Annotated in this window: 18 protein-coding genes and 3 pseudogenes; 12 read left to right on the top strand and 9 right to left on the bottom strand. The window is 68.0% G+C overall.

Annotated elements, in window-relative coordinates; all coding sequences use genetic code 11:
• Nucleotides 1-11: 11 nt before the first annotated feature.
• Nucleotides 12-317 carry an urease subunit gamma gene (locus ACIOHC_RS16920; protein ID WP_351084477.1) on the bottom strand — a complete coding sequence of 102 codons (306 nt, stop codon included), beginning with the start codon at nucleotides 315-317 and terminating at the stop codon, nucleotides 12-14.
• 4 nt (nucleotides 318-321) lie between these two features.
• Nucleotides 322-1,275, bottom strand: a complete 954-nt coding sequence (locus ACIOHC_RS16915; RefSeq protein ID WP_365694295.1) for an urea transporter — start codon at nucleotides 1,273-1,275, stop codon at nucleotides 322-324.
• An 864-nt stretch (nucleotides 1,276-2,139) separates the two neighbouring features.
• On the opposite strand from ACIOHC_RS16915, the gene ACIOHC_RS16910 reads away from it, so the two are divergent.
• From ACIOHC_RS16910 to ACIOHC_RS16870, 9 genes and pseudogenes are all read left to right on the top strand, one after another.
• Nucleotides 2,140-2,385 (top strand): hypothetical protein, encoded by a 246-nt coding sequence (locus tag ACIOHC_RS16910; RefSeq protein ID WP_389637685.1) that lies wholly within the window; start codon nucleotides 2,140-2,142, stop codon nucleotides 2,383-2,385.
• Nucleotides 2,382-3,236: pseudogene (locus ACIOHC_RS16905) on the top strand (cation transporter); the annotation flags it as partial. The gene ACIOHC_RS16910 and the pseudogene ACIOHC_RS16905, both read left to right, overlap by 4 nt.
• A 177-nt stretch (nucleotides 3,237-3,413) precedes the next feature.
• Nucleotides 3,414-3,851 (top strand): copper chaperone PCu(A)C, encoded by a 438-nt coding sequence (locus ACIOHC_RS16900; RefSeq protein WP_365694291.1) that lies wholly within the window; start codon nucleotides 3,414-3,416, stop codon nucleotides 3,849-3,851.
• Nucleotides 3,852-4,335: 484 nt separating this feature from the next.
• Nucleotides 4,336-5,088: a hypothetical protein gene (locus ACIOHC_RS16895; protein WP_389637686.1), complete on the top strand. Its 753-nt coding sequence runs from the start codon at nucleotides 4,336-4,338 to the stop codon at nucleotides 5,086-5,088.
• Nucleotides 5,089-5,224: 136 nt separating this feature from the next.
• The gene (locus ACIOHC_RS16890; protein WP_365694287.1) at nucleotides 5,225-5,899 is read left to right on the top strand and encodes a sigma-70 family RNA polymerase sigma factor; all 675 of its coding nucleotides are present in this window, start codon (nucleotides 5,225-5,227) and stop codon (nucleotides 5,897-5,899) included.
• A 220-nt stretch (nucleotides 5,900-6,119) separates the two neighbouring features.
• The gene (locus ACIOHC_RS16885) at nucleotides 6,120-6,893 is read left to right on the top strand and encodes a MerR family transcriptional regulator (RefSeq protein ID WP_365694299.1); all 774 of its coding nucleotides are present in this window, start codon (nucleotides 6,120-6,122) and stop codon (nucleotides 6,891-6,893) included.
• Nucleotides 6,894-7,092: 199 nt separating this feature from the next.
• Complete coding sequence (locus ACIOHC_RS16880) at nucleotides 7,093-7,698, top strand: TetR family transcriptional regulator (protein ID WP_351084465.1); 606 nt, start codon at nucleotides 7,093-7,095, stop codon at nucleotides 7,696-7,698.
• 58 nt (nucleotides 7,699-7,756) lie between these two features.
• A complete protein-coding gene (locus ACIOHC_RS16875; protein WP_365694284.1) occupies nucleotides 7,757-9,358 on the top strand; it encodes an MDR family MFS transporter in 1,602 nt (533 codons plus the stop codon).
• 29 nt (nucleotides 9,359-9,387) lie between these two features.
• Nucleotides 9,388-10,038, top strand: a complete 651-nt coding sequence (locus ACIOHC_RS16870; protein ID WP_351084461.1) for a TetR family transcriptional regulator — start codon at nucleotides 9,388-9,390, stop codon at nucleotides 10,036-10,038.
• 221 nt (nucleotides 10,039-10,259) lie between these two features.
• Here ACIOHC_RS16870 and ACIOHC_RS16865 read toward each other — a convergent pair whose 3' ends face one another.
• Together ACIOHC_RS16865 and ACIOHC_RS16860 are read right to left on the bottom strand one after the other, a co-directional pair.
• Nucleotides 10,260-10,652, bottom strand: coding sequence for a DUF4157 domain-containing protein (locus tag ACIOHC_RS16865; RefSeq protein WP_389637688.1), 393 nt, complete (start codon nucleotides 10,650-10,652; stop codon nucleotides 10,260-10,262).
• 496 nt (nucleotides 10,653-11,148) lie between these two features.
• Nucleotides 11,149-11,670 carry an SMI1/KNR4 family protein gene (locus ACIOHC_RS16860; protein ID WP_351084459.1) on the bottom strand — a complete coding sequence of 174 codons (522 nt, stop codon included), beginning with the start codon at nucleotides 11,668-11,670 and terminating at the stop codon, nucleotides 11,149-11,151.
• Nucleotides 11,671-12,244: 574 nt separating this feature from the next.
• Here ACIOHC_RS16860 and ACIOHC_RS16855 point away from each other — a divergent pair.
• A complete protein-coding gene (locus ACIOHC_RS16855) occupies nucleotides 12,245-12,808 on the top strand; it encodes a dihydrofolate reductase family protein (RefSeq protein WP_365694282.1) in 564 nt (187 codons plus the stop codon).
• 37 nt (nucleotides 12,809-12,845) lie between these two features.
• Here ACIOHC_RS16855 and ACIOHC_RS16850 read toward each other — a convergent pair whose 3' ends face one another.
• Nucleotides 12,846-13,241 (bottom strand): transposase family protein, encoded by a 396-nt coding sequence (locus ACIOHC_RS16850; protein WP_365694280.1) that lies wholly within the window; start codon nucleotides 13,239-13,241, stop codon nucleotides 12,846-12,848.
• A gap of 650 nt (nucleotides 13,242-13,891) precedes the next feature.
• On the opposite strand from ACIOHC_RS16850, the pseudogene ACIOHC_RS16845 reads away from it, so the two are divergent.
• Nucleotides 13,892-14,110, top strand: a pseudogene (locus tag ACIOHC_RS16845) (VOC family protein); the annotation flags it as partial.
• Here ACIOHC_RS16845 and ACIOHC_RS16840 read toward each other — a convergent pair.
• The 3 genes and pseudogenes from ACIOHC_RS16840 to ACIOHC_RS16830 form a co-directional block, all read right to left on the bottom strand.
• A complete protein-coding gene (locus ACIOHC_RS16840) occupies nucleotides 14,049-14,348 on the bottom strand; it encodes a transposase (RefSeq protein WP_401843069.1) in 300 nt (99 codons plus the stop codon). The pseudogene ACIOHC_RS16845 and the gene ACIOHC_RS16840 sit on opposite strands and share 62 nt — an antisense overlap.
• 62 nt (nucleotides 14,349-14,410) lie before the next feature.
• A pseudogene (locus tag ACIOHC_RS16835) lies at nucleotides 14,411-14,986 on the bottom strand (GNAT family N-acetyltransferase); the annotation flags it as partial.
• 423 nt (nucleotides 14,987-15,409) lie between these two features.
• Nucleotides 15,410-16,195 carry an SAM-dependent methyltransferase gene (locus ACIOHC_RS16830; protein ID WP_365694501.1) on the bottom strand — a complete coding sequence of 262 codons (786 nt, stop codon included), beginning with the start codon at nucleotides 16,193-16,195 and terminating at the stop codon, nucleotides 15,410-15,412.
• A gap of 347 nt (nucleotides 16,196-16,542) precedes the next feature.
• Between ACIOHC_RS16830 and ACIOHC_RS16825 the strand changes: the two genes are divergently transcribed.
• Nucleotides 16,543-16,779, top strand: a complete 237-nt coding sequence (locus ACIOHC_RS16825) for a hypothetical protein (protein ID WP_401843067.1) — start codon at nucleotides 16,543-16,545, stop codon at nucleotides 16,777-16,779.
• Here ACIOHC_RS16825 and ACIOHC_RS16820 read toward each other — a convergent pair.
• Nucleotides 16,749-17,213, bottom strand: coding sequence for a GNAT family N-acetyltransferase (locus ACIOHC_RS16820; protein WP_351084448.1), 465 nt, complete (start codon nucleotides 17,211-17,213; stop codon nucleotides 16,749-16,751). The genes ACIOHC_RS16825 and ACIOHC_RS16820 overlap by 31 nt on opposite strands.
• Nucleotides 17,214-17,377: the final 164 nt, after the last annotated feature.

Below are 17,377 nucleotides of genomic sequence, written 5' to 3'. Positions count from 1 at the left end.
TCCTCGGTGTTTCAGGCGCTGATCGGGTCGTGGCAGGTGACCAGCTTCGTCCCGTCGACGAAGGCTGTCTCGACCTGGAGGACGGTGAGCATCTCCCGCACTCCGGGCATCACGTCGTCGACGGAGACGACCTTGCGGCCCAACTCCATGCATTCGGCGACGGTGCGGCCGTCACGCGCGGCCTCCAGGACGGCCTCGGTGATCAGGGCTGCGGCTTCGCTGTAGTTGAGTTTGGTTCCCCGGTTCCTGCGGCGGCGGGCCAGGTCCGCGACCACATAGACGTGGAGTTTGTCGATTTCCCGCGGTGCGAGGTTCATGGCGTCACATTGCTTTCTCGGACGAGATGCCGGGCCGGCCCAGGAGTGGACCAGCCGCCAGGAAGAGCCAGGTCGTCACGGTGAACGGCCAGGTGAAGGGGTATCCGCCGGAGGGCTGGGCAACTGCTTCCCAGGCAGCGGTGAACGGGACGGAGGCCGCCGCGGCGAGCGCGGCGTACCCGGCGGTCCACGGAGTGGGAGTCAGGAAGGTGGCTGTCAGCGCGATCGCGCAGAGCACCGCGTTGTATCCGTACAGCCCCTCGGTGATCCGGTCGGCGGGCAGTCCTGTCAGGCAGGCGGTCAGGAACGCGACGACGCTGGCGCCGATCGCCGCGACGGCGGCGATCCGCGAGGCGACGAGCAGCCCGACGAGCAGGATCAGGCCCGCGTACCACTTGTCCAGGTAGAAGATCTGACCGATGTTGTTGCAGAGCGCCCGCCCGGTCTCCGCGGCTGTCGTGGTCGTGAATCCCGAGACGCGTGCGGCCGGACCGGCGGCGACCGGCGCCTTGGACAACGTGACCACCAGCGCCCCGGCGACCAGACAGTAGGGGGCCGTCAGCACCGGCAGCCCGAGGGGACCGAGGAGGCGGCCCGCCGCGGCGCTCAGCACCGAGCAGACCGCCGCGCCGAGCACGGCCAGCACGGCGGTTTGCCACGAGGTGCCGAGCCGGACGACGAGGGCGATCCCGGTCAGGCAACCGCAGTAGCCCTGCAGCCCGTTGGCCAATCCCTTCCGGTCGGCTCCCAGGAGCGCCGCGGCGGCGGTGGACGAGGCAGCACCCAGCAGGCCGTACACACCCAGTCGCCATCCGTCCACGAACAGCGCCACGGTGAACAGCAGCCCGGCCCATGCGTTCGAGCTGAGTGCGACCTGGGCGACGCCGCGCAGTTGTATCTGTCCGGCGCGGGTAGAGGCCCAGTTCTTCGCCTGCACCACCTGTTCCACTGCAGGCATGTCTTCTCCTTTGAGGACATGACGAAATCACCAAAGCCCCCCGCATCCGGGACGCTTTGAATCTTGATCAACATTCTGTTGAGACCGTACGCCCGGCATGGGCGGGCCAGGGGTACGAAAATTCGATGCTCAGCGTGACCACATGGACGCGATCAGACATATCCGCTGCTGAGGGGATGCGATTCCCGGGCCTGCAACGACGATTTCCAGCCCCGTCGCGTCAATTTCTTGGTCAGAGGTTGAACATTCCGTACCTGTCGTTTGACCGAACCGGGCGGGCGCGACCACACGTCTCGCCCTCTTCGCGCGGGGCCCGCGAGGGTGCCGCGCTCGGCGCACCCCGTGCGGCGGCCCGCCGCGCACCCGTACGGGCATGCCGCTCGAAGTATCCCGAATCCGCGACGACTTGACGTACACAGCGCGGATATTTGCGTGGCGGAACTCCGCCTCGGAAACGCGCCCGTGTGTGACGTCGAGGGCGCGCCCCCGCCGCTCGATCCGGAAGCGCAGCGTCCCTACGCGGCCCTGACGGCCCGTCGGAAAATGCGGTCGAATTCGGGCAGCTGGGGAGTGAAGAGGTGGAGGGACCACTCGCCGTCGAGTACGCGGGTCCAGGCGGTGTCCGGAGAACCCGCAGGGTCGGTCGCCGGGCGGGACCCGAGGAAGTCGTCGCAACTGGCCCCAGGGTTCCCGCCGGTTGAGGGGAGAAGAGTCACGTACGAGCACGGCCTCCGACGGGGACGGCTGGTCATCCGCGCACGTCAGCATGGGAGCCGTGGGTCGAGCGACACCGTCCGTCTGCTCCCCCTCGGCATCCTCCTCCACGCGCCTCACCTCTCGCGCGTGCCCGTAACCGGAGCGGCGATGAAAGACCAGCCTTCATTCCTGCGCACTGTCGGCGGCTTCCTTTCCCGGTACGTGCCGCCACCCGCGCTGACCGGCTTCCTCGTACTGCTGGTGGCGATGTTCGCCGTGTCGTACGAGGTCGGCTCCGCCGTCGGCCCGGTCGCCCCGGGAATGCGCTCCACCCCTGTCGGTGACAGTGGTGGCGGTCGGTCAGAACCACGCGGTCACGACATGGGTGACATGTGCTCAGGTGATGGACGATGACGACTGCCCGGTCCACGAGCACCCTCACGACCACCGATCTGGTCATCGGTGGGATGACCTGCGCGGCGTGCGTGAACCGCGTGGAGAAGCGTCTCACCCGGCTCGGCGGGGTGACTGCCACGGTCGATCCCGCCACCGGGCGGGCCAGGGTGAGCCATCCCGCCGCGGTCACGGCGGACGATCTCGTGGCCGTAGTCGAACGGGCCGGATACACGGCCGAACTCACGCCGGTGACCGAACCGCGGGCAGCGACCGGCCGGTCGGACCGAGCTCGGGACGCGGCAGTGCCCGAGCGCGATCGGCTGTTGATCACCGCGCTGCTCGCCGTGCCGGTGCTCGTGCGGTCCATGGTGCCTTCACTGCAGTTCCGCAACGGGCAGTGGCTGTGCTTCATGTTGTGCGCCCCGGTTGCCGTGTGGAGCGCCTGGCCCTTCCGTCTGCAGGCGCTGCGCGGGCTGCGACACGGTTCGGCCACGATGGACACCCTGGTCTCCCTCGGAGTCATCGCATCGTTGTGCTGGTCCGTGTACGCGCTCTCTCTCGGCGGAGCGGGCGCTGCGGGCATGCGCATGCCCTTCGTCCTGCTTCCGTCCGCCGACGGCGGGATCGGACACGTCTATCTGGAGGCCGCTGTCGCGGTACCGCTGTTCGTCCTGACCGGCCGGTTCCTCGAAGCGCGGGCCCGCAGCGGTACGGGTGAGGCCCTGCGCTCACTGGCCGGGCTGGCCGTCAAGGACGTGACCGTGCGGGAGAACGGGCGAGAGCGAAGAGTGCCTGTCGAGCGACTGCTGGCCGGGCAGCAGTTCGTGGTACGTCCTGGCGAACGGGTCGCCACCGACGGGGTGGTCGTCTCACCTGGCCAGCCGTCCCCCGCACGGCATCCCGATTCCCGGGTTCCGCATCACCGAGGAAGGACGTCATGACGAAGGACTCCGCGATGAAGGACCTCGGGGCGAACGGCGGTCGCCGACGGCTGGTCTCCGTCGCGGCGGCGCCTGCGCGAGGGGCTGGTCGCCGCTCTCGCCCCCTTGACGGCCTGCTCCGTGGCGCTCGGCGGGCTCACGGCCTGGACCGCCACGGGTGCCGCCGGAAGCCCGCCCCGCATCGAGGTCGGCGACGGGCGGGTCTTCGTGCCCCACAACAGCGAGGGGAACACCGCGGTGTTCTTCCGGATCGTCAACAACGGCGGGGTGGACGACCGGCTGGTGGCCGTCACCTCCGCGGCCGTCGACAGCGCCATGCTCAGCCGGCATGTGCGTCACGACGGCGGCGCGGGCTCCATGCGCCTGATCGGCTCCGCCGGTGTGCCGGCCGGGAGGACGCTGGCCATGTCGGCGAACACGGTGGACGTGATGGTGAAGCCGAAGGGCCATCGACAGGCCGGCGAGACGCTGCCCTTCGTGCTGCACTTCCGCCACAGCGATCCGATCGAGACCGTGGCGGTCATGGTGCGGCCAGGCGGCTGAACCGGCCGCCGTCACCGCCGCCACACCGACGAGGTCCGGCTCGCCCTTCGCGGGCTCCACGGCGCCGATGCCCGCCGTGGTGTCCGCGCTGTGACTCCGGGTGAGTGTCATGGACAACATCCCCAGTCCGTCCACCGGGCGCGGGCCGAGGGCTTCGAGCAGGAAGGGCTGCAGCACCGAGAACGCCGTGGCACAGGTGGGCAAGGCCGTCGACCTGTCAGCTCCTGTCACCTGCGCCGCCGATGTACCTCGTCCGCCCGCACCGATGTCTCCGCCCCACGCCACTGGCCGTTCCCCGGCCACGTCAGGAGTCGGCGCCAAAGGCAGTCCGGTTCCCCACCGATTCTGTGGCGTGCGCCACACGTCACAGCGCCGAGGCCGTCGCCTTCGCACTTTTCGTACCCACCCGCGGCGACCGTGGGAGGAATGCAAGGATGGGCCAGCCATGACTCCAGGCCGAGGTTGTCGCGCGGTACGCGCTGCGGTGTTCGCAGCGACGTGTGTGCTGCTCGCTGCCCTCGGCCACGTCCTCATGTCCGGTACGGCCGTCCCCTGGTGGGCCATGGCCGCCGCCTTCACCGCGACTGCCACCGCTGCCTGGCTCCTCGGTGACCGCGAACGCGGCGTTCTCACGGTGACCTCGATGGTGGTGGTCGCACAAGCGGCGCTGCACACCGGTTTCTCCCTGGCTCAGGCGACGGTTCGTCCCTCGGTGCCGGACGGCGTGTCCTTCGCCCAGCAGTGGGCCCGGTCCCTGCTGTGCGGGCCGACGGGCTCGGCCCGGATCACCGACACGGAAGCCGTACGCATCGTCACCGAAGCGGGCCTCGGCAGCCGACTGCACCAACCACCGCCCGGCGCCGCGCACATGACCATGCCGGGCGGGATGCAGCACGCCCATCACGGCATGCGGGCGATGACGGACCACGTGGCCCTCGTGCCCACCGGACACGACATGGGCGGCATGTCGTCGACCGGAATGCTGGCCGCCCACCTACTGGCGGCGCTGCTCTGCGGCCTCTGGCTGGCCTGCGGAGAGCAAGCCGCCTTCCGCCTGCTGCGTGCCTGCGCGGGATGGATCATCGCGCCCCTGCGCCTGCTCCTGCGCCTCCCCACACCTCTTCACCGGCCGCGCCTGCACGGCCGTCGTGACCACCGAGCCCGCGTCCCGCGGCAGCTCTTCCTCATCCACGCCCTCACCTCGCGGGGTCCGCCGTCCGGGATCGCTGTCATCTGACAGCCGGATTCCCGACGTGCCGGTGTCCATCACCGCACGCCTCGGGCATCGGCATCGCCCGTGGGCGATGCCGTACACCTCACCGGCTCCGCGCACACGCGGAGCCGGATCCCGGACCCCGGAAGGACATCAGGCGATGCCCCCTGCCCAGCCACCGGCCGCGGCCGACGACGGCACCACACGCGACACCCACGGCGCCGACGAGCCCGTGACGCGTCTGGCGCTGGCCGCACGCGACGGCTCCCCCGACGCCGTCGACCGGTTCGTACGCGCCCTGCACCGCGACGTATGGCGTTACGTCGCCCACCTCGGCGCCGACCCCCAAGCCGCCGACGACCTCACTCAGGAAACGTTCTTGCGCGCTCTCGGCAGCCTCCACCGGTTCGAGGGGCGTTCCTCCGCTCGCACCTGGCTGCTCTCGATCGCCCGCCGCACCGTCGTGGACAGCCTCCGACATGCCGCCGCCCGGCCCAGAATCTCGGACCGGGACGACTGGCAGACCGCGGTCGAGAGGGCACAACCACGTGATCTGCCCGGGTTCGAGGACGGAATAGCACTCGCCGACCTCCTGGCCGCACTCCCGGCGGAACGCCGTGAGTCCTTCGTGCTCACCCAGCTCGTCGGACTCCCCTACGTGGAGGCCGCGGCGGCCCTGGGGTGCCCGGTCGGCACCGTTCGTTCACGTGTGTCCCGTGCCCGCGGCGCGCTGCTCGACCTGCTGAGAGACGCGGAGACCCACACCACGCACGGGGGGCCGGTACGACCTGCCCCCGGTGGCCGGGCCCCGGCGCTCCTGTCCACCGCGGCCTGAGAAGCCGACGGCGTACGCTCCACGGGGCGCCGGCGCCGGGCTCGACCGGTCCGGCGCCCCTCCGTCCAACTGCGGTCCCGGCCCGCCACGGACGGACGAAGTCGAGCGGAGCGCGAACGCGCTCGACGTACGCCCATTCCGGCTTGCGGTTTCCGCTGCGTCAACTCCTACGGTCGTCCCTGTGGCCGGAGGGACCGGCCGGGTGATGGGAGGCACGGCAATGGCCTGGTCGATCGCGGATGTGGCCCGGATGTCCGGGGTGACGTCCCGGACGTTGCGGCACTACGACGAGATCGGTCTGCTGCCGCCTGCGCGGATCGGAAGCAACGGGCACCGCTACTACGAAGAGGCCGGTCTGTTGCGACTGCAGCAGATCCTGCTGATGCGGGAGTTGGACCTGGGACTGCGCGAGATCCAGATGGTCCTGGACAGCCAGGCCGACCAGGTGACCGTGTTGCGCGAGCACCACCGGCGGCTCCTCGGGGAGCGTGACCGGCTGGAGACGCTCGCCCGCACGGTCGAGCGAACCATCGCCGAACTGGAGGAAGGCAAGGAACACAACGACATGGCAAGGATCAACAGGCCGGAGAACCTGTTCGAGGGATTCGAGCACTCCGACGCCGACGCAGAGGCCGAGGCGGAGGTGCGCGAGCGGTGGCCGCAGGCCTGGGAGCAGTCCCGAAAGGCCGTCGCGGCGATGACCGCCGAGGATCAGGAGCAATGGCAGCGTGAGGTGACGGCACAGATGATCCGCATCGCGGAGTTCATGGTGGCCGGCACGCCGGTTGCCGATCCTGCGGTGCAGGCCGAAGTGGATTCCCATCATCAGGACATCTGTCGGTTCTGGTCCCCGAACGCGGTCGCCTACAAGGGATTGGGCCAGACCTACGTCGATGACCCGCGAATCCGGGCGAACTACGACAGGATCGCCGACGGTTTGGCCGTCTACCTGCGTGACGCGATGGTCGTCTACGCCGACGCCCGGCTGAGCTGACCGGCGGCTGACACCGCCGGGGGGCTGCAGACCCCCGGCGACAGACGACTCGCCCCATGCGCGGAACGCCCGTGGTCCCGGTCGACCGGCGCCCGTGCCGGGGCGGGCGGTGGGCAACCGGCACGGCGCAGAGATCGTCCGCCAGGACCACACCGAAAAGAATTTTGCACACCACGCAAAATTACATAGCATGCACCCCATGAGTGCCGACGACATGTCTCTCGGACTGCGCGAACGCAAGAAGCGTGCGACGCGTGACGCCCTTGCGGACGTGGCGTTGCGCATGGCCGCGGACCGTGGGATCGAGAACGTGACCGTGGAAGCGGTCACCGATGCGGCCGGCGTCTCCGTGCGCACCTTCTTCAACTACTTCCCCTGTTTGGAAGACGCGATCACCCGTCCCGATCAGGACAACGCCGAGCGGGCCCGTCGGGCGGTACTCAACGCACCGAAGGAACTCACGGCACTCAATGCCCTGCGCGAGGCGATCGGCCAGGAGCTCGCCCACATCGAGGAGGATCACGAACGCTGGGAACTCCAGATGGCCGTGCTCAGGACGAGTCCTTCGCTGCTTCCCGGATTCCTGGCCGCACAGGGCGCGGACGAGCGCGCCCTGGTCGCTGTCGTGGCCGAACGCCTCGGCCAGGACCCCGAGTCCGATCTCTACCCTCGGCTTCTCGCGCATGTGGTGATCGCCGCCGTGCGCGCCGCCGTCGAGCTCTGGGTGGCATCCGGCCGTACCCGCACGTTCCAGAGCATCTATCGCGAGGCGTTCAACTCGCTGGCCGACGGTCTGAGCGGCTGAAGCACATCCGAAGCCCCCAGCCGGGGGCCCTTCACCAGAGAATGAGGAACGTCAGCCGATGACCGCTGCCGTCACACCCGAAACCGGTGCGCCCGAGGGGGCGGCGCCAGGCGCCATGACACGTCGCCACATACTCCAGGCCATGTCGGGCCTGATGGCCGGCATGTTCGTGGCCATCCTGGCCTCCACCGTGGTCTCCAACGCCCTCCCCAGGATCATCGCCGATCTGCACGGCAGCCAGTCCTCCTACACCTGGGTGGTCACCGCCGAGCTTCTGGCGATGACGGCGACCGTCCCGATCTGGGGCAAGCTGTCCGATCTCTACGACAAGAAGCTGCTCATCCAGCTCTCCCTCTCGATGTTCATCGTCGGCTCGCTCGTCGCCGGCTTCTCGCACAGTGTCGGCCTGCTCATCGTGAGCCGCGTGGTGCAGGGCATCGGTGCGGGCGGTCTCACCGCGCTGGCCCAGGTGGTGATGGCAGCGATCATTCCGCCGCGTGAACTCGGCCGGTACTCCGGCATCTTCGGCGCCGTCTTCGCCGTCGGCACCGTCGCGGGACCGCTCATCGGCGGTGTGCTCGTGGACACCTCCTGGCTGGGGTGGCGCTGGTGCTTCTTCATCGGTGTGCCGTTCGCCCTTCTCGCGATCGTGCTGCTCCAGCTGACCCTGAAGCTGCCGACGGTCCGCAGAGAAGTGAAGATCGACTACCTCGGCGCCGTCCTCATCATGAGCGGGGTCAGCGCACTGCTGCTGTGGGTGACCCTCGCGGGCAACCGGTTCGACTGGGCTTCGTGGCAGACCGCCGCACTGGTCTCCGCCGGTCTGGTCCTGCTGGTCGCGGCGGTCGTGGTCGAATCCAGGGTCCAGGAGCCGATGATCCCGCTGGACATCTTCCGCAACCGCACCGTCACGCTGACGACGGTGGCGAGCCTGTTGGTCGGTGTGGCCATGTTCGGCGGCACGGTGTTCCTCTCCCAGTACTTCCAGATCTCGCTCGGCAAGTCTCCGACCGTCGCGGGCCTGATGAGCCTGCCGATGATCCTCGGTCTGATGCTGTCCACGACGATCGCCGGGCAGATCATCTCCGCCCGGGGCAAGTGGAAGGGCTTCCTCATCGCAGGCGGCATCATCATGACCGCAGGCATGGGCCTGCTGTCCACGATCAGCGCGGACTCCTCGTTCGGGCTGCTCAGCGTCTACATGGTGGTTCTCGGCGTCGGCGTCGGCATGCTGATGCAGAACCTGGTCCTGGCGGCCCAGAACGACGTACCCGCGTCGGAACTCGGCGCGGCGACCTCGGTGCTGTCGTTCTTCCGCAGCCTCGGTGGGGCGATCGGCACGAGTGCGCTGGGCGCCGTGCTGGGCCACCGGGTGGCGAGCGAGCTGGAGAAGGGCTTCGGCGGGGCGGCGGGCGGCGGGGGAACCGGGCACGGCGTTCCCGACCTCTCCACGCTTCCCGCACCGGCCCGGCTGGTCGTCGAGCACGCGTACGGCGTCGCGACCGCGGATGTCTTCCTGATCGGAGCCCCCTTCGCGTTTCTCGCCCTGATCGCGGTGCTCTTCATCAAGGAGAAGCCGCTCAAGACGCAGAGCGGCATGGAGCGGCTCGCACAGGAGAATGCCGCCGCGGCAGGGGCGCCGTCGGCCCCGACGCACTGAGCACACCGAGTTGGAGGAGGAGGGCCGCCGTGCCCGGACAGAATCTGCGGACGCGCAGGATGCAGCGTACGCGTGAGGACGTGGCACGTACGGCGGCCGAACTCTTTCTCGCCCAGGGGTACGAACAGACCACCGTCGACCAGATCGCGGAGACGGCGGAGGTCTCCCCACGCACGGTCTTCCGCTACTTCCCCGCCAAGGAGGATCTGGTGCTGGCCCCGCTGACCGCGAGCGGGGACGCGCTGGTCGCGGCCCTTCGGTCGCGACCGGAGGAAGAGAACCCCATGCGTGCGATGCGCGCGGCGTTCGGTGCGGTTCTGCGCACTCTGGAGGAAGGCGGCGCATCGGGTGTCGATGCGTCGCTTCTCCGGCTGATCGACCGGACGCCCGGCCTGAACGCCGAACTGCTGCGCCGTACCGCCGGACTTGAGGCTCGGCTGGCCGAGGTCATCGCGGAACGGGAAGGCATCCGCACCGGTTCCGACATGCGCCCCCAGCTGATGGTCGCCGTCTTCGTCACGGCCGGCCGCGTGGCGACGCGGAACTGGTGCGGCCAGGAACCCACCACTGCGTCGCACCTCGGTGCGCTGCTGGAATCCGTCCTCGACCAGATGGGTCCGGGACTCTTCGGGGACTGGCGCAGCAGGAGCGAGGTCGGCACGGACCCGTCACGGCCGTAGCTTGAGGAGCGGGGGCTCGGGTTGAACAACTGGTCGCCGGAGGTGGATGAGGTGCTGGAGGCGTCGGGATGGGCGCCTGGGCGGGGGTGGATACGGGGCGTCGGCGATCCATGTTCGAATCAGTCGGCCTTGCCGTGCACGACCCTGCGGAAGCCTTCCTGTGACCCCGCTTTTCGCGGCACGGGCGATGTGCTACTGGGTCCGCCCGTCGCCGCCGCGAGTTACTCGGCCTCCCGAGTCGGCCAAGTGGCGCCACGCATGACCCGACGCGCATTGGCCTCCGCGTCCCGTTCGAAGCGGTCGGAGGGGTCGGACACCTTCAGCCCTGCACCGTTGTCAGTGCCGGCGACAGGCCCCTGGCGTTGTTGGATGACGTGGGTGAGTTCGTGGGCGAGGGTGTGCCTGTCGGCGCCACCATCACCGATGACGACGTGATTGCCGCTGGTGTAGGCGCGAGCGCCGACTTCGGCGGCGGACGCCTGAGCGGCACTGTCGTCGTGGATGCGCACATCGGAGAAGTCGGCACCGAGGCGGCTCTCCATATCGGCGCGAGTGGTGCCGTCCAGTGGCCTGCCGTTGGTACGGAGGACGTCCTGGACCGCGGAGCGCTGCACCGGAGCCGGCGTGGAGTGGGGGCCATGGTCGGCATCGCGCTGGTGATGTTCCTGTGCCCAGGAGTGCCCGGCCTGCCGGAGCATCTGTACGACGGCGGCATTCCCGACGGCGGACTGCAGGGCAAGTAGTCCCAGGGGCCGGCTGCGAGCCGCAGCCGCGGATCCGTGGGCCACCGAACGGACGTCGCCTGTCCCCTTCGATCTGACGCTCTCGTGGCGCTGCAAGAGGGCTTCTTTCCTAGGAGGGATACGGCTTCGTCCTGCATACGCGGTGAGCGAGCACGGGCGCCAGGTACTTGAGGGCAGAGTGAACGGGCCACGCGGGCAATCACCCACGACTGTGGCAGCTGTTCGTGCTCGGCGAGGGCGCGAGCAGCGGACGGCAGACCACTGAATCCCGCGGCGCGATCAACAACGTGCCCGAGGTGATCACACGTACGTCCACGAACGGTGGTATCACCTGTCATCAGGACAGGAGATACCACCGCGTTCATTTTCAGGGCAGGAATTCGTAGAACGGGCCGTCCGGCGCGAAGTTGCGAGAACAGACCGTCACGTCCCTGCCCTTGAGGTAAGCCAGCAGCCACTCACCGAACGTCATCTCGTAGAGAGTCCAGGCCGGACTGTCGAACTCCTGAACCAGGATGCGCCAGGGTGACGATGGGTTGTCGGGAATGCGAAGGAAAACCGCCTCGCCCGTCGTGGCCGACGCCACTGGTATCAGTTCCCCGGGGTCCGCCCCCACCGGACTCGGCAGGAACTCCGTCATGTCCTCATCGCGCCAGAGCTCGAGATCCCCCCTGATATTTTCTCCCAGACTGTGCAGAAGATGGCCGGCGGGGTGCTTCAGATACAACTGCTTATTGATCTCTATCGAGCCGTAGGCATCCACGATCTCACGGAAGTCCGCAGGAAATTCAATACCCAGTTCCTGCTCCAGTCCGATCCATGGAGCCGGATCCGACCAGTTGAACCGGGGTTCGCCCAAGAGGGCTGTGATCTCTGGAAGCGTTGTCACCACTAGGTCCTTCTTGCACGTCGAGCGGGTGCCTGTCTTGGAGTTGACCGCAGTACAGGCGACAGTCTCCTCGGCCTCCTGAGCCGTACATGGTCGCCCCCACCTGAACGGTGACAGGAACGGCCGAGTGAGGGTCTCCGTTCACCACCTCGACCTGACCTGGTGCTTCCGCGAGCGACGCTGTCCGAGAGGCGGTCAGAACAACGCACGGGCCGAAGCCCGCGAAGAATGTCCGACGGTAGGCCGACGCGGCGGAGCCCCGGACACGGGCGGCGAGTGGTCGTGGACATCGAGGCCGCCCGCCTGACGCCGCCCCTGGACCTGGACCTGGACCTGGCCCCACGTGATCACAGCGCGTGCGCGCGCCTGCTCCTGTGATCCGAACACGACACAAGTACAGCGTGCGGACCAGATCCTCCTCGTGTCGGATCTTCTTGCTCACGAGATGTCAGTGAGGTTTTCTCAGCGAAATGATCTCATAAGGTGACTCGACCCAGGGGATCCCGCGAGCCGCGATGAGTCCTGCGGCGTCCGGCGGTCGTACTGTCGAACCCGTTACCGAGGAGGACTTCTGATGCGCAGCGTGACCTATTCGATGAGCGTCTCACTTGATGGCTACATCGTCGGGCCGGACGGCGACTTCAACTGGACGGCGCCCGCCGAGGAGGTCTTTCGCTCCTGGATCGACGAAATTCGAGAGGTCGACGTCCACCTGTTGGGACGACGGCTGTACGAGACGATGTTGTACTGGGAGACAGCCGACCAGGATCCATCGCTCGACGACTCCATGCTCGAGTGGGCCGCGATCTGGAAGCGGCTCCCCAAGGTGGTGTTCTCCACCACGCTGTCGGCGGTGCAGGGCAACGCCCGCCTGGCCTCCGGCGGCCTGGCGGAGGAGATCGCGCGATTGCGAGCAGAGCCGGGGGAGGGTGACATCGCGATCGGCGGCGCGACTCTCGCCGCCGAGGCAGCCGCGTCGGGTCTGATCGACGAGTACCGGGCCAGGGTCTATCCGGTGCTGGTTGGCGGTGGCATTCCGTTCTTTCCCCAGCACGAGCGCCGGGTGGATCTCGAACTCGTCGAGACCCGCACCTTCAGCTCGAGAGTCGTCCACCTCCGCTACCGCGTGGCGCGTTAGCCGGCTCGTCCGCCGAGCCCCAGTGAGAACGGGCCAGTCAGTGACGTCTTCTCAGTGGAGATCGCTTCCAGTGTCTGTTGAGGACGAGGGCGGCGCGGGTGATGTCGCCGATTCGGCTTGGGCTGACGGAGACATGTTGCAGGATGCGCCAACGTTGTTTGAGTTCGGCGGCGGTGCGTTCGCTCAGGACGCGGACGTTTCTGATCAGGGCGTTCGTTGCACGGGTGTCGGCATGCAGGGCCTGCACGGACTGGCCCTTGGGACGGCGAACGGGGACCCGGATCCCGATACCCGCACCGATATGGCCTTTGTTCGCCAAAGTCGGCATTCCCTCGGCGGCTGCCTTGTACAGCGCGGGTAGTGCGTGGCAGCGGGCGTCGGCGTGAAGCCTCTGGCTGTCGCGAACGTGATCTTGCGGTGCGACCTGTCCCATCAGAGGCTTCACGCCTGTCCGCGACCGACTCCCACGCGTCCGACCTGCACACGCGCGCACGATTCACGCCGCATCGCGGTACTTTGACCTCCGCGTGTCAGTTGCGGTGGTGTCCGGATCTTGAGCGGGAAAGCAGAAGTGCCTTCCGTCCCAGGACGACAGGGATTGTCCAAGGCTTCTGTCGTCTCGTGAGGGAAGGCTCTTTCTACCGCACACTATCGGGTCGCGTCCCGGACTTGTCGTTTCGTCCGATGGTTACAGGGTGGTCTGCCACGCCGGGTCCCGACCGCCGGCCGATCTCGCCGATGTCACTGTCCTGACCGGCGACTTCCACGACACGCTGCACGGGTTGCGACCGCATCACGGTCCTGGACGATGCGCTCGCCCAACTGCCCCCGGCCCACCGAAACGGCACCGAGATCCTCATGCGCGCCAAGAGCGCGGGCAGCGCAAAACCTTCCCGGCCCACCTGTGCCAACTGCGCGAGCGGGGGCTGAACACCTCGCCTCCCTGCCCGGCCCTGATCCGCCGGACAGGCCCCAGCACTGTAGAGCGTGTATCGAGAGTGCTGCCATGCGCCTGAGCTGTGTGCGCGAAGGCTGAGCGCAACTCGGTGGCGTCCGGAGTGAAAGCCAGGAAGGCTTGCGCGCATGGTTTCGGTATTGCAGAACGTGGCGATTGACTGTGCGGATGCCTACGAGCTGGCCCGGTTCTGGAGCAGGGTGACCGACCGCCCACTGCATCCGGAGACCAAACCGGGTGACCGGGAGACTCAGGTGCTGCTGGCGGAGGGTCCAGTGCTGTACTTCAACCAGGTGCTTGAGGCCAAGAAGAGCAAGAACCGGATCCATCTGTGTTTGCGCCCTGATCGTTGACGGCCACGATGCGAACGGCCTCCTCGTGGCGGACCGCGAGTTCGCGTGAGGATGCGGCCCAGGCCCCGTCCCGCTGCCGGCGGCGACACAGGTCGTACACCCGGCCCCAGGGCCCGTGGCACTGTGGGACGTCCCGCCACGGCGCCCCGGTCCGGGTTCGCCGCCTCATGCCATCGATCAGTTGTCGCGGGATCCGTATCGGAGTCCGGCCCGGCTTCTTGTCTCTGGGCAACAGCGGCTCGAACCGGGCCCACTGTGCGCCCGTCAGGTCTCCACGTGTGACAAACCGAGATCATTGCAGTACGGCAATCCGGCCGCCATCGCGTGCCAGCGCTCGTCCGTGAACTTCGACCCGTCGAACGCGGCCCGATGTACGGCGGCGAACACGTGCGCCTGCTCCGGCCCGACCAGCTCGATCCGCACGCCTGGATCCTTCACCGGGTCCGTGAGGTCGCGGCGCAGCGGCGTCCACGGCTCGTCGGCGTTCCAGCCGTCCTCGAACAGCAGATCTTGGACCAGTGCACCCATCCGAGCCTCGATGTTCACCCTCCCCTCGGGCAGCACGCCGCACTCCGGCTCGGTCACGTCTTCAAGCAACCGCTGCGTCAACTCCTCGTCCCGCTGAGCGTCCGGCGCGATTGTCAGCCGCGACAGCCCGGGACCGTCCAGCAGCCCGACGGCGAGAATCTGTCCGTCCCGGCTCCATGTCCTGACCGCCGCGGCGGTCGCTTCCGCACCTGACCGCCAGAACCAGCCCAGGTCCCCCGGATGCAGTTGCATCGGCGCCCCGTCGTTCTGCCACTCGCGCAGGCGGCGACATAGCTGCGGACCATCCCTGCAGGAGACGCCGGCACTGCGTTCCTCGACCAGCCGGTGGAAGATGCGGGCCCGTGTGCCGCTGTTCGCGAGGCGCGTCCGGTTCGACCTTCGGCATCCGCGGCATGGCAGCACCGGACGGGGTTGCCCTGAGCAGCTAGCGCACTCGCCCTGCTCGGGCAGGTCGAGGGCCCGCGCGCTCGGGCTCGGCTCGCATCTCGCCGCCGGGTACGCCGCGACCACGGGTGGACGGGCCGTGCTCGCACCGGGCCGCCCTGACGCGGTCAAGAGAGCGCGGTCACGGCTCAGGAGTTCATGTCCTCGTTCCGGTATACCGGTTCGGCCTGCCGCAGATAGGCCGAACCGGGGGGCCCGGCGACGCCATGTGGTCGACGAAGCGTGCTGCGACCGCTTTGTCGACCACATGCGCAAGTGGCTCGGAGCGTCGGACGGTGGCAGTCGTCGACTGCTACACCTCTACTGCACCTTCCGCGCCACGAATCCCCACTGGTCGACCGGTGCAAGGCCCTCGTCCTCGGCTCGCCAGAGAGTGATCGACCCGAATCCGGGCTCGACCAACTCCATCCCATCGGCACTGGCGAGGATCTCCTCCGGTCGGCGCACCAGATACGGCGGGGTGTCGCCCGACGCATACGCCTCCTGCGCGGCCAGCGTCTGGGGTGTGGCGACCGTGTCGCAGAGGACCAGATAGCTTCCTGTCACTGTGCCGTCCATGTACCGCCGCATGAGTTCGATGCCTGCCTGCGGCTGGAGGTGTCCCAGCGTGGACAGCACCATGACGGCAACGGGTTGTGACATGTCCAGGGTGCGCGCCGCTTCCTCAAGTACCCGCTCGGCTTCCCGCATGTCCGCGTGCACGTAGTCCGTCAGCCCTTCCGGTGCACTTGTCAGCAGGGCGCGGGCGTGTGCCAGGACCAGCGGGTCGTTGTCGACGTACACGATGCGAGCCTTCGGCTCGGTGTTCTGCGCAACCTCATGGGTGCTGTTCTGCACGGGAAGCCCGGTCCCGATGTCAAGGAACTGGGATATTCCCGCTTCGGCCAGATACCGCACCGCCCGCGCCTGAAAGGCCCGTGAGGCCAGGGCGAGTTCCCGTGTCTGGGGATAGCTCGCGATGACTTGGTCTCCCAGCTCCTGGTCCACCGGGTAGTGGTCCTTGCCTCCGATCCAGTAGTTCCAGACGCGGGCCGAGTGCGGAACAGCACTGTGGAAATGCTCTGCGTTGTATGACTCGTGCTTCATAACGCCCTCTTCTATCACGGCTGTTCACGCCTCACGCTCACACCTCACGCCCACGCCTCGGGGTGCCCGGAGAGCGTGTGCCCGCCCGTAGCGAAGAGTTGGCGCTTCGGCCGATCCGTTGCACGGACATCCGCGGCCGCGCATCCCCTGAGCGTCCGGGCGCGGATCGGTCGTGAGCACGAAGAAGAACGGCAGTCGCGGCGGCCACTCCGCATGCGCGAAGACGTCGGCGTCGGCGTCGGCGTCGGTATCGGCGTCGGCGTCGGTATCGGTATCGGCGCGGGCCCGTGAACCACCGATTCCGTGCGCGTATACGCGCCGGAGGCAGCGTCTGCGCTCACCACCGGATGAGCAGCAAGAACCTGGGCAGCCCGTGGATCTACGGCATCGGCAGCGCCCACCCGCGCGCTGTGGTGTTCTTGAACCCGGTTGCTGATGGGGCGCCGACGGCAGACTTCTCGCGTCGGGTGGGCCGGGACATCATGGTGCGACCAGTACCGGTGTGGCAGGAGCCCGGTTCGGTTCAGTTCAGTTCAGTTCAGTTCAGTTCAGTTCAGTTCAGTTCCAGCATCCCCACCGTCTGATCCCCGCTGGTCTCTCCGGTCGGGCGGAATCCAAACCCCAGATAGAAGCCTGTCGGGCCATCCGCTCCGGGATGCCAGGTGGTCGTCAGGCGTGTGCCACCACGACGCCGGATCTCGGTGGCGACGGACTCCACTGCGAAGCGCCCGTAGCCCCGTCCCTGCTTTCCGGCCGCGATGTTGAGGCGCCAGAGCCCGGAGCGGAAGTCCGTGCCTTTGCCTGTCCAGTCGATGTCGAAGAAGGCCATGAGGAACCCGACGACCTCGTCGTCGTCACAGATGAGGCGAGGCCATGCGACAGCGGGGTGGACATATGCCTCGGCGAGAGACTTCATCACTGGCGCCACCAGGTGTTCCTGATCGGGACGGACCCTCAGGTCGATGGCGGTCTCGAAATTGTCAGGGGTGATCTCTTGCAGATGCAGTGAACTCGGCATGTCTGCACCCTATGCAGGCACTGCAAGTGATTTTCGAGGCTTGTCGCCCACCGTCGGCCGGGCCGGTGCTTCTCGGCCGAGCATTCCGGCGACATCACAGCGCACCGAGACCTACCACGCTGCGGAACTTCTACGCTGCGCCGATCGGCCTTCCGGCCACGGGT

It is taken from the genome of Streptomyces sp. NPDC088252, assembly GCF_044740965.1.
In the GTDB taxonomy this organism is placed as follows: Bacteria; Actinomycetota; Actinomycetes; order Streptomycetales; family Streptomycetaceae; genus Streptomyces.
This window is presented reverse-complemented; position numbering and strand designations above follow the sequence as displayed.

What these genes read in the sequence shown, in the direction of transcription:
- ACIOHC_RS16920 (WP_351084477.1), bottom strand. Translation starts at nt 317, where the DNA reads ATGAACCTCGCACCGCGGGAAATCGACAAACTCCACGTCTATGTGGTC.
- ACIOHC_RS16915 (WP_365694295.1), bottom strand. Translation starts at nt 1,275, where the DNA reads ATGCCTGCAGTGGAACAGGTGGTGCAGGCGAAGAACTGGGCCTCTACC.
- ACIOHC_RS16910 (WP_389637685.1), top strand. Translation starts at nt 2,140, where the DNA reads ATGAAAGACCAGCCTTCATTCCTGCGCACTGTCGGCGGCTTCCTTTCC.
- ACIOHC_RS16890 (WP_365694287.1), top strand. Translation starts at nt 5,225, where the DNA reads ATGCCCCCTGCCCAGCCACCGGCCGCGGCCGACGACGGCACCACACGC.
- ACIOHC_RS16885 (WP_365694299.1), top strand. Translation starts at nt 6,120, where the DNA reads ATGGCCTGGTCGATCGCGGATGTGGCCCGGATGTCCGGGGTGACGTCC.
- ACIOHC_RS16880 (WP_351084465.1), top strand. Translation starts at nt 7,093, where the DNA reads ATGAGTGCCGACGACATGTCTCTCGGACTGCGCGAACGCAAGAAGCGT.
- ACIOHC_RS16875 (WP_365694284.1), top strand. Translation starts at nt 7,757, where the DNA reads ATGACCGCTGCCGTCACACCCGAAACCGGTGCGCCCGAGGGGGCGGCG.
- ACIOHC_RS16855 (WP_365694282.1), top strand. Translation starts at nt 12,245, where the DNA reads ATGCGCAGCGTGACCTATTCGATGAGCGTCTCACTTGATGGCTACATC.
- ACIOHC_RS16850 (WP_365694280.1), bottom strand. Translation starts at nt 13,241, where the DNA reads ATGGGACAGGTCGCACCGCAAGATCACGTTCGCGACAGCCAGAGGCTT.
- ACIOHC_RS16830 (WP_365694501.1), bottom strand. Translation starts at nt 16,195, where the DNA reads ATGAAGCACGAGTCATACAACGCAGAGCATTTCCACAGTGCTGTTCCG.
- ACIOHC_RS16825 (WP_401843067.1), top strand. Translation starts at nt 16,543, where the DNA reads ATGAGCAGCAAGAACCTGGGCAGCCCGTGGATCTACGGCATCGGCAGC.
- ACIOHC_RS16820 (WP_351084448.1), bottom strand. Translation starts at nt 17,213, where the DNA reads ATGCCGAGTTCACTGCATCTGCAAGAGATCACCCCTGACAATTTCGAG.